This is a genomic window from Stenotrophomonas sp. STEN009, from assembly GCF_056760395.1.
Map to the genome: position 1 here is coordinate 1 of NZ_JBRRES010000019.1, position 14,020 is coordinate 14,020.

Annotated in this window: 14 protein-coding genes; 10 read left to right on the plus strand and 4 right to left on the minus strand. The window is 65.7% G+C overall.

Annotated elements, in window-relative coordinates:
* Window positions 1–209: 209 nt before the first annotated feature.
* Together ACVOMM_RS10510 and ACVOMM_RS10515 are read left to right on the plus strand one after the other, a co-directional pair.
* Window positions 210–2,735: a membrane-bound PQQ-dependent dehydrogenase, glucose/quinate/shikimate family gene (locus tag ACVOMM_RS10510; RefSeq protein WP_481526205.1), complete on the plus strand. Its 2,526-nt coding sequence runs from the start codon at window positions 210–212 to the stop codon at window positions 2,733–2,735.
* Window positions 2,736–2,847: 112 nt separating this feature from the next.
* Window positions 2,848–3,318: an REP-associated tyrosine transposase gene (locus ACVOMM_RS10515; protein WP_258012862.1), complete on the plus strand. Its 471-nt coding sequence runs from the start codon at window positions 2,848–2,850 to the stop codon at window positions 3,316–3,318.
* Window positions 3,319–3,333: 15 nt separating this feature from the next.
* Here the strand turns inward: ACVOMM_RS10515 and ACVOMM_RS10520 are convergent, their stop codons facing one another.
* Together ACVOMM_RS10520 and ACVOMM_RS10525 are read right to left on the minus strand one after the other, a co-directional pair.
* Window positions 3,334–3,726, minus strand: a complete 393-nt coding sequence (locus ACVOMM_RS10520) for a DUF3037 domain-containing protein (RefSeq protein ID WP_053515475.1) — start codon at window positions 3,724–3,726, stop codon at window positions 3,334–3,336.
* Entirely contained in the window at window positions 3,704–4,480 is a 777-nt protein-coding gene (locus ACVOMM_RS10525; RefSeq protein ID WP_180876885.1) for a HipA family kinase, read from the minus strand. Before ACVOMM_RS10525 ends, ACVOMM_RS10520 begins: the two co-directional genes overlap by 23 nt.
* A 221-nt stretch (window positions 4,481–4,701) precedes the next feature.
* Here ACVOMM_RS10525 and ACVOMM_RS10530 point away from each other — a divergent pair, with 221 nt between their 5' ends.
* From ACVOMM_RS10530 to ACVOMM_RS10540, 3 genes are all read left to right on the plus strand, one after another.
* Window positions 4,702–5,031, plus strand: coding sequence for a hypothetical protein (locus tag ACVOMM_RS10530; RefSeq protein ID WP_065176039.1), 330 nt, complete (start codon window positions 4,702–4,704; stop codon window positions 5,029–5,031).
* A 125-nt stretch (window positions 5,032–5,156) separates the two neighbouring features.
* Window positions 5,157–7,619 (plus strand): S9 family peptidase, encoded by a 2,463-nt coding sequence (locus tag ACVOMM_RS10535; protein ID WP_180876884.1) that lies wholly within the window; start codon window positions 5,157–5,159, stop codon window positions 7,617–7,619.
* 102 nt (window positions 7,620–7,721) lie between these two features.
* Window positions 7,722–8,477, plus strand: coding sequence for a hypothetical protein (locus tag ACVOMM_RS10540; protein ID WP_481526206.1), 756 nt, complete (start codon window positions 7,722–7,724; stop codon window positions 8,475–8,477).
* Between the two features lie 122 nt (window positions 8,478–8,599).
* Here the strand turns inward: ACVOMM_RS10540 and ACVOMM_RS10545 are convergent, their stop codons facing one another.
* The gene (locus ACVOMM_RS10545) at window positions 8,600–9,583 is read right to left on the minus strand and encodes a hypothetical protein (protein WP_065182916.1); all 984 of its coding nucleotides are present in this window, start codon (window positions 9,581–9,583) and stop codon (window positions 8,600–8,602) included.
* A gap of 138 nt (window positions 9,584–9,721) precedes the next feature.
* Here ACVOMM_RS10545 and ACVOMM_RS10550 point away from each other — a divergent pair, with 138 nt between their 5' ends.
* The 4 genes from ACVOMM_RS10550 to ACVOMM_RS10565 all read left to right on the plus strand — a co-directional run bounded on the left by ACVOMM_RS10550 (window position 9,722) and on the right by ACVOMM_RS10565 (window position 12,763).
* Window positions 9,722–10,672, plus strand: coding sequence for a DUF2268 domain-containing putative Zn-dependent protease (locus tag ACVOMM_RS10550; RefSeq protein WP_481526207.1), 951 nt, complete (start codon window positions 9,722–9,724; stop codon window positions 10,670–10,672).
* 90 nt (window positions 10,673–10,762) lie between these two features.
* The gene (locus ACVOMM_RS10555) at window positions 10,763–11,308 is read left to right on the plus strand and encodes a hypothetical protein (RefSeq protein ID WP_277380853.1); all 546 of its coding nucleotides are present in this window, start codon (window positions 10,763–10,765) and stop codon (window positions 11,306–11,308) included.
* Complete coding sequence (locus ACVOMM_RS10560; protein ID WP_283219149.1) at window positions 11,289–11,873, plus strand: hypothetical protein; 585 nt, start codon at window positions 11,289–11,291, stop codon at window positions 11,871–11,873. The genes ACVOMM_RS10555 and ACVOMM_RS10560 overlap by 20 nt, the downstream gene beginning before the upstream one ends.
* A 98-nt stretch (window positions 11,874–11,971) precedes the next feature.
* Entirely contained in the window at window positions 11,972–12,763 is a 792-nt protein-coding gene (locus ACVOMM_RS10565; protein ID WP_481526208.1) for an SGNH/GDSL hydrolase family protein, read from the plus strand.
* A gap of 45 nt (window positions 12,764–12,808) precedes the next feature.
* On the opposite strand, the gene ACVOMM_RS10570 is transcribed toward ACVOMM_RS10565, so the two are convergent.
* Window positions 12,809–13,354, minus strand: a complete 546-nt coding sequence (locus ACVOMM_RS10570; RefSeq protein ID WP_065176034.1) for a thioesterase family protein — start codon at window positions 13,352–13,354, stop codon at window positions 12,809–12,811.
* A gap of 68 nt (window positions 13,355–13,422) precedes the next feature.
* Here ACVOMM_RS10570 and ACVOMM_RS10575 point away from each other — a divergent pair, with 68 nt between their 5' ends.
* Entirely contained in the window at window positions 13,423–14,004 is a 582-nt protein-coding gene (locus tag ACVOMM_RS10575; RefSeq protein ID WP_481526209.1) for a TetR/AcrR family transcriptional regulator, read from the plus strand.
* The last annotated feature ends 16 nt before the right edge of the window (window positions 14,005–14,020 follow it).

The following is a 14,020-nucleotide window of genomic DNA, read 5'->3' on the forward strand; positions in this document are numbered from 1 at the left end:
GGGGGGCGGGGGGCCCCCGGGCGGCGCCCTAGGGCGCCCCGGCTGCCACCGGCAGCGTGTATGCCGCGCAGTAGTTACCGGGTCGGGCTGACGTGGTACCCGCCGCCGCCGGCCCCGTGCCGGCGTCGTCGTATGCGGGAGCATGGAATACGCACGCGCTTCACGGCGGCGGTGGGATAAGGGCAGCATGCTGCTCCCGGAGATCGCCGATGTCCGCCACGCCGCAGTCCGCGCCGGCGCCTGTGCGCCGCCACCCTCTGGTCACGGTCCTGTCGCTGCTGCTGGTCATCCTGGGCCTGGTGATCGGCGGGCTGGGTGCATGGCTGCTCCAGCTCGGTGGCTCGGCCTATTACCTCATCGCCGGCTGTGGCCTGCTCGCCAGCGGCATTCTGCTGTGGCTCAACCGTCGCAGCGGTGCGCTGCTGTACGCGCTGGTGTTCGTCGGCACGCTGCTGTGGACGGGGTGGGAATCGGGCAGCGATTACTGGCGCTGGGTGCCACGGCTGGGGCTGGTCACCGCGCTGGGCATCGTTCTGGCGCTGCTGACGCCGACGTTGCGCGCGCCGCTGTCCAAACGGCTGTCGTGCAGCATCGCCGCCGTGTTGCTGCTGGTGTTCGTCGGCGCGTTTGCCCTGGCGTTCAGTCCGCACGGCAGCGTGGACGGCCATGCGCCGTTCCCGGAAGCAGCCTTCAGCGCAGGCCTGGAGCCGACCCGCGACACCACCGGCCTGCAGCCGGCCGACCAGCCCGCCGAGGGTGACTGGCCCGCCTGGGGCCGCAGCAACGCCGCCACCCGCTTCTCGCCGCTGCAGCAGATCACGCCCGCCAACGTGGCTACCCTGCAACTGGCCTGGCAGTTCCGCACCGGCGACCTGCCGAAGAAGCGCTGGGGTGCCGAGACCACGCCGTTGAAGATCGGCGACCGGCTGTACCTGTGCACGGCACGCAACCGCCTGATCGCCCTCGAGGCCAGCACCGGCAAGGCGCTGTGGCAGTTCGATCCAAAGGTGAAGGACGCCTCCATTCCGTACACCGCCGCCTGCCGTGGGGTGTCCTACTACGAGCAGCCCGCCGTGCCGGTATTCGCCGATGCGGCATTGGCGGATGTGGCTGCCGATCTCGCCTTGCCCCTGCCACCTCCCAGCGTTCGACCGGGCGCGGCGGCGGGCGCGCGGCCTGCCTGCTGGGCGCGCGTCATCGAAGGCACGCTGGACGGACGCATCATCGCAGTGGATGCCGACAGCGGTCGGCCGTGCGTCAATTTCGGCAACAACGGCCAGATCGACATCACCCTCGACATGGGCGAGGTGCCGCCGGGCTATGTCTCGATCACCTCGCCGCCGGCCATCGTGCGCGGCGTGATCGTCACCGGTCACCAGGTGCTGGACGGGCAGCGCCGTGACGCGCCTTCCGGCGTGATCCAGGCCTATGACGCGATCACCGGCAAGCTGCGCTGGGCGTGGGACATGGAGCGGCCCGAGCGCACCGGTCCGCCACCCCGCGAGCAGGTCTATACCCGGGGTACGCCGAACATGTGGACCACCGCCACCGGCGATGAACAACTGGGCCTGGTCTACCTGCCGTTGGGCAATGCCGCCGGCGACTACTGGAGCGGCTCGCGCAGCGAGCAACAGAACCGCTATGCCACCTCGCTGGTGGCACTCGACGTGGCCACCGGCAAGCCGGTCTGGCATTTCCAGGCCGTACGCAAGGATGTCTGGGACTACGACCTCGGTTCGCAGGCCAGCCTGATCGATTTTCCGACCGCGGCAGGCAAGGTGCCCGCGATCCTGCTGCCGACCAAGCAGGGTGACCTGTACATCCTCGACCGGCGCAACGGCCGGCTGCTGACACCTGCCGAAGAGCGCAGGGTTCCGCAGGGCGGCGTGGAACCGGAGCAGCGCTCGCCAACGCAGCTGTTCTCGCTCTATCACACCCTGCGGCGCGAGCAGCCGCTGACCGAGCGTGACATGTGGGGCATCACGCCGATCGATCAGCTGGTCTGCCGCATCCAGTTCCGCAGGGCGCACTACCAGGGCTTCTACACGCCGCCCACCAGTGATCGCCATTCCATCGAGTATCCCGGTTACAACGGTGGCTCGGACTGGGGGGGCGTGGCCATCGATACCCGCCGGGGCGTGATCGTGGCCAACTACAACGACATGCCCAACTACAATCGGCTGGTACCGCGTGCCGAGGCCGACCGGCGGGGATGGCTGCCGCGTGAGCAGATCCGCGCCGACCGCGGCGCTGGCGAAGGGGCAGGCGACCCGCAGGTGGGTACGCCGTATGCCATCGACGTCAATGCAGGATGGCGGCTGCCATTGACCGGCCTGTCGTGCAAACAGCCGCCGTATGGCGGCATCCGCGCGATCGATCTGCGCACGGGCACGCTGCTGTGGGACCGGCCGTTCGGAAGCGCGCGCGGCAACGGCCCATTCGGCATCCGCTCCGGCCTGCCGATCGAGATCGGAACGCCCAACAATGGCGGTGCGGTGATCACTGCCAGCGGCCTGGTGTTCATCGCCGCCGCGACCGACGATCTGCTGCGCGCCATCGATCTGAAGACGGGCCGGGAACTGTGGCATGCCAGGCTGCCTGCCGGGGGCCAGGCCACCCCGATGATCTACGAGCAGGGGGGACGCCAGTACGTGGTGATCGTCGCGGCAGGCCATCACTTCATGGAGACCCGTCCCGGCGATTACGTGATGGCGTTTGCCCTGCCCGAACATTGAGCATCGTTCGCGGCGGGGCCTGTCCGCCGATTCCCGGAAGCGGCCATTTCCCACCCGATGACGTGGTGTCCACCGATGCAGTAGCGGTGTGCCGGCGGGCACGCTGTTGCGCATGCCCAGCCTGTCGAACCCTGTCAGCCGCGAGCCCATCATGGGCAATGTCCATCTGCTCACGTTGACCTGCTGCAATCGGCAGCGCCTGTTCGAGAACGCGGCGCATGCGGATGTCGCGATGCAGCTGTTGGCTGCGATGGACCGCGAGGGGCTGACCACCTCGCTGGCCTGGCTTGTCATGCCCGACCACGTGCGATGGCTGGCGCAGCTGCGTGGCTATCCACCCGGATACTGCGTACAGCGCTTCAAGGCGCGCAGCAGCTTCCTGATCAACCGCCATCGCGGCCGCAACGGAGCGGTCTGGCAGGCCGGCTATTTCGATCAGGTGATCGACAATGATGCTTCGTTGCCTGTGCGGGCCCGGCAGGTGCTGGCTTACCCGGTCAGTGCGGGGCTGGCCAGGCAGGTGGGCGAGTATCCCCATGGCTGGTGTCGCTGGCCGCTGCAGGACGCCACGATTGCGCGGTAGTGGCGTCCTGCCGTGTTACTGCGGCACCCGTACCATCTTCGTCATCAAATGTTCGACCACACCCGCCGGGTTGGCTGTGCGGCCCACATGCGTGCTGGACATCTGCACGATCGAGCTGCGTTTGGCGGTGAGGAAATGGAAGCGTGCGCGTGCCGGAAGCTGCGCGATGGGGCCGGCGGTGGCATCGCCGCGGCAGATGGCCACGATGGCATCCAGCCACGGTTGCAGCGCCTGCTGGTCCAGCGCCGGTGCGAACGCCTGCAGGCGTGCCGGGTCGATCTCGATGGCTGCTTCCAGATGACGCGCACCGGGACAGGACACGATCACCCCGACGTTGATGAATTCCTCGCGCTCCACCCGCGGTACAACGCGGATGACCGCATAGTCATACGTGTGCAGCGTGGGCACGGATGGCCTCCTGCACGAACACCGCACGCACCTTCAGGCGATGCTTGAGATAGTCGATGTAGCCCTGGCGGTAGGCCTGAGCGCTGTCGAACGCCGGCTCGTTGACCAGCCAGCTGTCTGGCACGAGGCCGACGATCCGCTCGATCTCGGCATCGGTCAGGCGAGCCGCCAGCTCGGCATCCACCTCGGCGATGCGGCTGGCGAACGACAGCAGCACGTGGTCGCGGATCAGCACGAACGGCCTTTCGCAGGCATCGCCGGCGTTGGCCCAGTCGTGGTGGAAATACATCGCTGCACCGTGGTCGATCAGGTACAGCTGGCGGTGCCACACCATCAGGTTCGGGTTGCGCGTGGTGCGATCGACATTGCTGGTGAACGCATCGAACCAGACGATGCGCGACGCCAGGTCGGCGTCCACCGGCATGGCCGCCGGGTCGTAGTTGATCGCGCCGGGCAGGTAATCCAGGCCCAGGTTCAGGCCCTCACTGGCGCGGATCAGTTCCTGGATCTCAGGATCCGGTTCGGTACGCGCGAACTCGCTGTCCAGTTCGACGAACAGCAGTTCGGGAATCGGCAGGCCCAGGGTACGGGCCATTTCACCTGCGATCAGTTCGGCGATCAGGGCCTTGGGCCCCTGGCCCGCACCCCGGAACTTGAGTACGGCCATGCCGTCGTCGTCGGTCTCGACCACGGCCGGCAGGGAGCCGCCCTCCCGCAGGGGCGTAATGTAACGAAGAGCATTCACGGTGCGCATGCACGCATTCTAGCGTGGCACACGGTGCTGCATCGCATGCGCCGCAGAGCACACGCTGCGCATGCCGACGCAACGGAGGCAATGCTGAATGCACGCTGCGCAACGTGCCACGCTTCACACGATCCTCCGGGCGGCGCGGGCAACATGCTGTCCATGGCGTTCGCGGAAACGCCGCGCGGATCCTGCTCCACGATGTCTCCACCAGATGCGGAGGTACAGGGATGAGCGACCAACTGAATGCGGCACTGCCGCCTCTGGATGATGCCAAGGCCGAAGAAATGATCGGCAAGGTAGTGCTGGTGGGTGTGACCCGTTATGGCGGTGACGGGCAGGTTCAAGGGCTGGAGCAGTATGCCGGCACGGTGCTGCGCATCAGCGCGTTCGAAGGCGTGGTGCTTGCCGACGAGAACGATGGCCACGAGCGCTACCTGCCGCCCATGCTCGACCAGTACCTGCCAGCCCAGCCGGGCGAATACTGCATGCGCTCCAACGGGATGATCGTGGTGGACCCGGACTATCTGGCCACCTGGGACCTGCACGCCCGGCAGTAGTGACCCGGCCTGCGCTTTGCCTTATCCGGTGACTAGCCCATCCGGCCCATTGAACGCGGGCCGGGCGGTGCTAGATTCGGCGCATGCCCGCTTCGCGGGCAGCCCGACACTACCAGGGGATAAGGATGCTCATCCGTCGTACCTCTCTGGCGGCTGCCATTGCCGTCGTTGCCGTCACGCTGTTGTCTGCAGGCCCGGCATGGGCCGACTATGCCAAGCCGCCGGAGCATCTGCTGAAGGTGCTGAAGGCACCGCCGCCGCCAATGCCGAACGTGGACCCCAGTGGCCAGCGTCTGTTGCTGACCACCGCGCAGACCTATCCGTCGATCAGCCGGGTGGCGCAGCCCTACCTGAAACTGGCCGGCGTGCGCCTGGAGCCGAAGAACCGCAGCCGTCATGACACGCCCGGAGGCTATGGCATACCGGCCTGCGTGGCCGACTTCACCCTGGTCGAGATCGGCAGCGGCAAGGAGACCAAGGTCAACCTGCCGCAGGGCTGCGCCGGTGGCGCGCTGTGGTCGGCCGACGGCAGCCACTTCGCGTTCCAGAATGCAGTCGAGACCAGCGTGCAGCTGTGGGTGGGCGATGCCGCCACCGGTCAGGTCAAGCAGGTACCGAACGTCCAGCTGAACCCGATTTTCGGCAGCACCGTGCAGTGGCTGGGTGGCAGCCAGGCACTGCTGGTGAAGCTGGTACCGGCCAACCAGGGGCCGGCGCCGTCCAATGGCGGCGTGCCGACCGGACCCGATGCACAGGAGTCGCTCGGCAGCAGTGGCGAGAGCAGCACCTACGAGGCACGCGACACGCTGACCAGCGTGCATGATGAAGCGTTGTTCGCCTACTACGGGGCCTCGCAGCTGGCGGTGGTGGATACCGCGGCGGGCACCGTGCGAACGGTCGGCCAGCCGGCCATCTACAACGATGTCAGTGCGGCGCCAGACGGCGTGCATGTGCTGACCGAGTCGATCAAGCCACCGTTCTCGCATGCGGTTACCTACCAGCGTTTCGCCAACGACGTTGCGGTACTGGATGTCAGCAGTGGGCGCACGACCACCATCGCCCGCCTGCCGTTGGCCGACCGCGTGCCGGTGCACGGCGTGCCGGAGGGGCCGCGCGGTTTCGACTGGCGCTCCACCGATCCGGCGACGCTGGTGTATGCCGAAGCACTGGACAAGGGCGACTGGAAAGTGAGTGTGCCGCACCGTGACCGCGTGCTCATGCTCAAGGCGCCGTTCACCGGCAAGCCGGTGGAGATCGCGCGTACCGCGCAGCGCTTCGAAGGCATTGCCTGGTCGGCGGACCCGGCCGTGTCGTTCCAGTTCGAGAATGACGAGAACCGGCACTGGGTGCAGACCCGCATCGTCGATGTGGACAAGCCCCGGCAGGAGGGCCGCCTGTTGTGGGACATGTCCAGCGACGAGCTGTACGGCGATCCGGGCAACCTGGTGTTCAAGCGCCTGCCCAATGGCGCACCGGTGGTGCGGCAGGAAGGGACGTACGTGTTCCTGCGCGGGCAGGGCGCTTCGCCGCAGGGGGATCGCCCGTTCCTGGACCGTCTGGACCTGGCCACACTGAAGAGTGAGCGCCTGTTCCGCAGCGATGCCGATGCCTACGAGCAGTTCCTGGGCTTCAGCAATACGCCCGGCCGCTACCTGACGTGGCACCAGTCGGTGATGGACCCGCCGAACGCCTTCCTGCGCCAGCAGGGCGATGCTGTGGCGGACGCCAAGCAGGGCGAGGCGCAGTACACCTCCACCGCGACGGCCCTGACGAAGCTGGTCGACCCCACGCCTGAAGTGCGGCAGATCAAGAAGCAGCTGGTGACCTACAAGCGCGCCGACGGCGTGGACCTGTCGTTCACCCTGTACACGCCGCCCGGCTACCGGGAAGGCCAGCGCGTGCCGGCCATCCTCTACGCCTATCCGGCAGACTTCGCCAATGCCGCGCAGGCCGGGCAGGTCTCCGGTTCGCAGCAGACGTTCACCCGCCTGCAGCCGTACCGCCTGATGCTGCTGGCCGGCTACGCGATCATCGACAATGCCTCGTTCCCGATTGTCGGTGATCCCAGGAACGCCTACGACACCTACCTGGAGCAGTTGGAAGCCGATGCCAAGGCGGCCGTGGACAAGGCCGTCGACATGGGCGTGGTGGATCGCAACCGGATCGGCGTGACCGGCCACAGCCACGGCGGCCTGATGACCGCGAACCTGATCGCGCATACCACCCTGTTCAAGGCGGGCGTGGCGACCAGCGGCTCCTACAACAAGACCTTCACTCCGTTCGGGTTCCAGAACGAGCGGCGTTCGGTCTGGCAGGCACAGGATGTCTACCTGAAGGCATCGCCGTTCTTCTACGCCGACAAGATCAAGCTGCCGTTGCTGCTGGTGCATGGCGAGGACGATGCCAATCCGGGTACCGAGCCGTTCCAGTCGCGCAAGCTGTACCAGGCGATCCGTGGCAACGGCGGCACCACCCGCCTGGTGATGCTGCCGAACGAGCCGCACTGGTATACGGCGCTGGAGTCGAACGAGCAGCTGGTGGCGGAGATGCTCAACTGGTTCGACACCTACGTGAAGAACGCCAAGTGAGGAATGGAAAGGCCGCCCTCGGGCGGCCTTCCTGCATCCTGTGGAGCCGAGCCATGGTCGGCTGCTGTAGTACAGAGCCGGGGAAGTCACATGAAGGCATGGATGTTGGCGCTCGCTCCGCTGTTGGTTTCTCCTGTGGCCATGGCGGTCGAGCGGCCGATGAGCGTGCACGTCACGTACGACTGGTCTGGCTGGGGTTCCGTATCTGAGCGCTGGGTCATCCGGCGCGATGCCTACGGCGTGACCACCCGTGTACAGGTGGTTGACCCGCCCGACGTGCAACCGCGGGTGCCGGAGCTGCTGCCGTTCGGCGCGATGTCAGCGTTCGAGGCTGCGCTGCAGGCAGCGCCGTTGACCCGGGATGCCACGGTGGATCTGATTGCTTCGCGTATGGACCGGTCCACCATGCTGAAGCTGGATCCACAGTTGCGCAGCACGCCGCCGGCCAGATGCTCGTTCGCCCAGCAGCAGGCCTGGGCACGCCGGGCGGTGGCCGGGCAAGGTCTGCGGGAGCGCGTTGCAGCGCATTTCCGCGGCCTCTGGACTGACGACCATCCCAGCATGACCGTGGTCGTAAGCCGTCCGGGCCGCCCGGAAACCGTGCTGGTGTCCACATCCCAGTACGCGATGATGCTGCCATGGAAGCGCGTGTCATCGACGAACTTCGACCAGCACGTTCTGGCAGGCGCGCAGGAGCAGTGGCGTCCGGCGTTGAGCGATGCACTGATGGCGCTGCTGCCTGCGGGGGAACCCAGCCGCGAACGTTTCAGGATCAGCTGGTTGCAGAACAGATTACGAGACGACATTGCCCAGGAGGCGCTGCGTTGTGGGGCGCTGCGCAAGGAAACTGCAGATTGATCATCCACGGATGCTCTGCGATCAGCGGTGCAGACTCGATAGCGACAGGTCAATCGCGGTGTGGCCGGACAGCCCCCCGGCAGGGAAGTTGTCCGTGGAGAGCGCTGCCTGGGCATCCGCGCTCACGCCAGTGGCAGGCGGTCCTGCGCGTGCGAAAGGCGATCATGCAGGTCGCGCACATGCTCGGCCCTGGCATGTACCCGGGTGGTGTCGCCGAAGCTGCGCAGATAGGCGCAGGCAGCGAAGCCGTCACTCTTGCTTTCATACTCCGTAATCCAGGCCAGTCGGTCCGGATTGTCGGCCTGCTCGGCCGACCACGCGGCGGCGGGCGGGCGGATGCGGTACTTCAGGCCGACACGCCATGGTTTCGGTGTCAGCCGGGCCCGGAAGCAGTGCTGCAGCCGGCACATGCGCGCGTACAGCGTGTCGGTGCCCAGTGCGTTGAAGAACGCCTGCAGCGCCTCGTCGCCGGGGGAGAACGTGGCATGCATGGCCAGTATCCGCAGCCCGGCCGGCGTCCGGTACGCGCGCAGATGCCAGTCCGGGTGCTGCCTGCTGAAGTCCGCAACCCGCTGCAGGGCCACGCCCTCGGCGCCACCGGCAGCGGCCAGGCGACGCCTGCGTTGCATCAGCATCGCGGTATTCACCAGAGCCACGGCTGCCACGCCCAGTACCAGCCCCACCAGCCAGTGCCAGAGCAGGGTGCCGATGAGGGCAACGGCAGGCAGCAGGGTTGCCGTGATGACGACGGGCATCACACATCCTGCCGGTGGTTGCGGGTGGTCAATGTCGGCGAACAGGACGTCCGGAGTGTTCAGGCACAGCGCACCGTAGCTGTTGCGGGTGATCACCACGCCGCCATCGCGCTGCACGATCTGCTCGCGGATCGGCACGCCTTCCACGCCGTAGTTGCTGCGGACCTCGCGGCGCGGCAGTGCCTGCCCGGCGAGGATGGCATTGAGCGCTTCGTTGGCCCGGCGCTCGGCGTGTGCCTGAGCGTCGGCAGGGCTTGTGTCGGACCATCCGAAGCGACGCACGACCACCGGCCGGCCGCGGAAACGGGCCTGCAGGCGGGCTTCGGCCCAGTACGCGGGAACGATCATCATCGTGCGGTGCGCCATCATCCATGGCAGATGCCGAGGTGAGTCTGGCACAGGGGCGTAACGGCCGCACCCGCCTGCTGCGGCGAAGGGGGCGCAGTGATAGATTGCCTGCCTGGCATTGTCTCCACCAAGGACGGATCGATGTTCGTTTCCCTGCGTGGCCTGCTTGCCCTGGCGCTGGCCGGGACGGCCGGCGTGGCCCATGGTGCAGCGCCCGGGCCCGAGATCCTGATTTCCGACGCCAGCCGCTTCTATGCCCTTTACGACACAACCGATGGCCAGCCCAGCGTCGCCCAGTTGGCGCAGTACCTGGCCGAAGGGACGCCCAGCCTGGGCGAGTTCGCGAGCCGGCGACGGGTCACCGCCGAGCGCATCGCCGACGCCATGCGTCGTGACCCGGCGATGTACGCCAACGGCCGGACCTGCCTGGATGAACTGCCTGCGGTACGCCAGCGGCTGGTGCAGGTGTTCGCCAATCTGCAGGCGATCTATCCGCAGGCGAGGTTTCCACCGGTCGCGATCATGGTCGGGCGCGGCCGCCCGGTCGGGCTGACCCATCCGGGAGGCGTGCTGATCGGGCTAGAAGCCCTTTGCGCGGCTGACTTCATGAACCCCAATGTGCAGGACCGCTTCGTGCATGTGATCGCGCACGAGTACGTGCACATCCAGCAGACCGGTGCGATCGATTTCGAGCAGGGTGATCCGCGTGCGACGGTGCTGCGCCTGTCACTGGCCGAAGGCGTTGCCGAGTTCATCACCGAACTGGTTTCCGGCAACGTCGGCAACGGACGCCACGCGGCATGGACGCGGGGCAGGGAAGTGCACATCGAAAGTGCATTCGCGCTGGACCTGGACAGTACCGATCTGTCGCCCTGGCTGTACAACTACACGCCCGGTTCCGACGCGCCCTACGATCTGGGCTACTGGGTGGGCTACCGCATCGCCAAGGCGTACTACCTGCAGGCCAGGGACAAGCGCGAAGCGGTACGCGCCCTGATCGAACAGGACGATCCGAAGGCGATCCTGGCGGCCAGTGGCTGGACGCCGGGCATGTGGATGCCGGCGAAGGTGACTGGCGTGGCCGCGCGTTGATGTTGATTGCTGGCGCAGCCATTCATGCTTGAGGAATGATCGCACCGTTGAGCATTCTGTATTAACGTTTAGCGATAAGGAGATCGCGTGATGAAGCTGACGGTGAATGATTACGCAGCAGTTGCCTCGGTGCTTGTTTCAGCAGTCTCGGCCCTTTGGGCATGGAGCAGCGCTCGGATTGCGAAACGCGCGCTTGCATTGGCGCAGGCTGAGGCTGACCAGAACCAGGAGGGAATAACCGCTGAGCTGATAAGAGCTCTGAAATGGCAGCGAAACGGTTCTTCCTTCATGTCGATCTCCTGCTCTGTCAATAACTCATCGAAATCGCCAACAGTCGTCAATAGAATGGAGTTGATGATTCACTTCTTTGATCCATCCGGTATAGGAAATAAAATGCTACTCCCTTCCTGTGCCTCATCACCGAGCGGTTCTGACTTCTCCAGACTGGAACAGCCTCTGAACATTCAGCCCAGGTCTGCAGTATCTGGTTGGGTATCGTTCGATATCTCACAGTTGCCCGAGGGTAGCAAAGTGGAGCGTCATGAGATGGTGGGTACGACCTGGTCTGGGAAGAGGTTCTCCGTCAACGTCTATCAATTCGTCCGGGAGGCTGGTGATGAAGGTGGTGGTCAGTAGGGTTGTGGAAGTTGGAGCCATTGCCAACCCTGTTGTGAGTGATCGCAAGCTTATTCCATATTTGACGATTGATTGCAGCGGGAATCGTGACTTGGAATTTGCGATTGAAGCGCATTCGAGCGCGGATGAGCCGGGGGACGTGACAGCTACCTGGGCCCTTCAGAGATTTTCTAAGAAGAGTGTCTTCCTTAAGCTCGAGTTCCAACGGCCGGGAATCGCGGTTGGATTCTTGGAGTTCGATCTGCAGGCTCACGGTTTTGCCGTGGAATGGATTAGGTCTGTTTATGGCGCATATCTGCAATCGCTCAAGTACGGTTCCCGTCTTTCAGAGGGAATGGGAGCTCCCGCCATCCTGGTCGAAGTTCCACACACCGCCACCTTTCCTTCTTGGAATGGGATTTATGAGAAGGCATTGCGGAAGAAGTTCCGAAATGCGGGTGTTCCCCGGTCGCAGATCTCTAGCGAGATCGTCAATTACAAAGCCCGAATGCGAGAGCTCTGGTATCGCTTCTCAGTCGATGCAAGGCAGAAGCGAGAGCCAGTAGAAATCGATACGTCGAGTTGATTCGCTGAGTCTCGTGCTGAGATTGGCCTTCATTGCAGATGAATATTTAGCTTCAGATTGAATAGTAGATCCATGCTCGTACAACGGATGCTATCGGCATGCACATTCCTGCTTTGACGGCCGGCGCCATCTCGCTGGCATTGGCGATGACCGGCGGCGTGAACGCGGCCGAGGCACCCGCCATCAACCCGCTGCTGACACGGCCAGTGGAGCAGCTGCGGCCGGACGAAGTCCGTTTCATGCAGCAGCGTCTGGCGGATTGGCCACAGCTGCAGCGCTATCGTGACGCCAACGCAGCACTGCCTGCTGCCCGGCCCGGAAAGCCACGCGTGGTGTTCTACGGCGACTCGATCACCGAGGGCTGGGGGGCTGAGGGCAGTGCCGCCTTCTTCCCCGGCAAGGGGTATCTCAATCGTGGCATCGGGGGCCAGACCACGGCGCAGATGCTGGTTCGCTTCCCGCAGGATGTGCTTGCGCTGCATCCCCAGGTGGTGGTGATCCTGGCCGGCACCAACGATATCGCCGGCAATACCGGCCAGGCCACGCAGGCGATGATTGAGGACAACGTGCAGGCGATGGTGGCGCTGGCGAAAGCGCAGGGCATCAGCGTGGTGCTGGCCTCGGTGCTGCCGGTCAGCGAGTACCCCTGGATGCCTGGTATCGAGCCCGCCGCGAAGGTGCGTGCATTGAACCGTGCACTGAAACGCCATGCCGACGAACAACAGCTGGTCTACCTGGACTACCACACGCCGTTGGCCAACGCGCAGGGCGGTCTGGATGCCGACCTGGCCGGCGACGGCGTGCATCCCACCACGAAAGGCTACGCGGTGATGGCACCGCTGGCCGAGGCTGCGATCAACCAGGCACTGGCGAGGCGCGCCGCCCGGTGATGGTCGGCAGGACCATGCCGCAGGTCGGGCTGTGCTGGTGGGAACTCAGTCGTCGTCGCGCTTCAGCGCAGCGTCGGCAGCCAGCAGAGCTTCGGCGGCGGCGCTGAGTGCGGGGGAGGGCGGCAGCGGCGAACCGATGGCGTCCATCATCTGCTGCATGCCCACGAATGCACGCGCGCGGCGATCATAGATACCGGTGACCAGCAGGGCGCGCGTGGCGATCTTCTGGCCGTCGCCGACCAGCACGCGCTGCTCCATGATCACGCGCGTGCCGACCCAGCCGGCCAGGCGTGTTTCCAGGGTGAAGCGCTGGAATGGCCGGAGCTCGCGGCGGAACTGGATGGTGCCGGCGCCGACGATCGGCGCCCATTTCTCGCGCAGCGCCACCTTGCCCAGGCCCATGCGCAGGATCAGGTCCAACCGGCCCAGATCGAAGATGTTCCAGTAGCGGCCGTTGGTCATGTGCAGGTTGCTGTCCAGATCGTTGGGCAGCACCCGGAACTGCAGCCGCGACACGCCGAAAGGCGCCTCCAGCCTGGGCCGGAACAGACTGCACAGCAGCAGATGGAGCAGGCGGAACCAGAGATTCATGATTATTACGAGTGTTATAGAATCGACGGTACGCTAGTCTATGGCGACTGTCTTAGCAAGGCGCAGCCATGAGTCCGCGAACGTCCGACGCTCCCCAGCGCGTGATCGATGCCGCCGCGCAGATGCTGGCTCGGGTCGGGCTGAATGCAACCAGCATCCGTGAAGTGACCAAGCTGGCCGACGCGCCGCTGGGTTCCACCTACCATCACTTTCCCGGCGGCAAGCAGGAGCTGCTGGCGCGAGCCACGCTTATGGCCGGCGACAAGGTGGAAGCGCTGCTGGTGGCGCTGCCGAACGGCGGCGCAGTGCAGGGCCTGCAGCAGTTTCTGGCGATGTGGCGCGAGCGCCTGCTGCGCTCCGGGTTCCGCGCGGGTTGCCCGGTGCTGGCCGCTGCCGTTGAGGAGCCGATGGACGCGGTGCCGAGCCAACCCCGCGCAGCAGCTGCCGAGGTGTTCGCGCGCTGGCACGATCATCTCGCCAGGGCGCTCGTCGCCGAAGGACATGCGCCAGCCGCTGCGGGTGAGCTGGCCAGCCTGGTGATTGCCAGCGTGGAAGGCGCGGTGGCGATGTGCCGCGCGCTGCAGGATATCGCTCCGTTTGACCAGGTCGCCGCGCAGCTGCTCAGGGCTGTCGCGCCACCTGCGCGCTAGAATCAACGCGAACGCG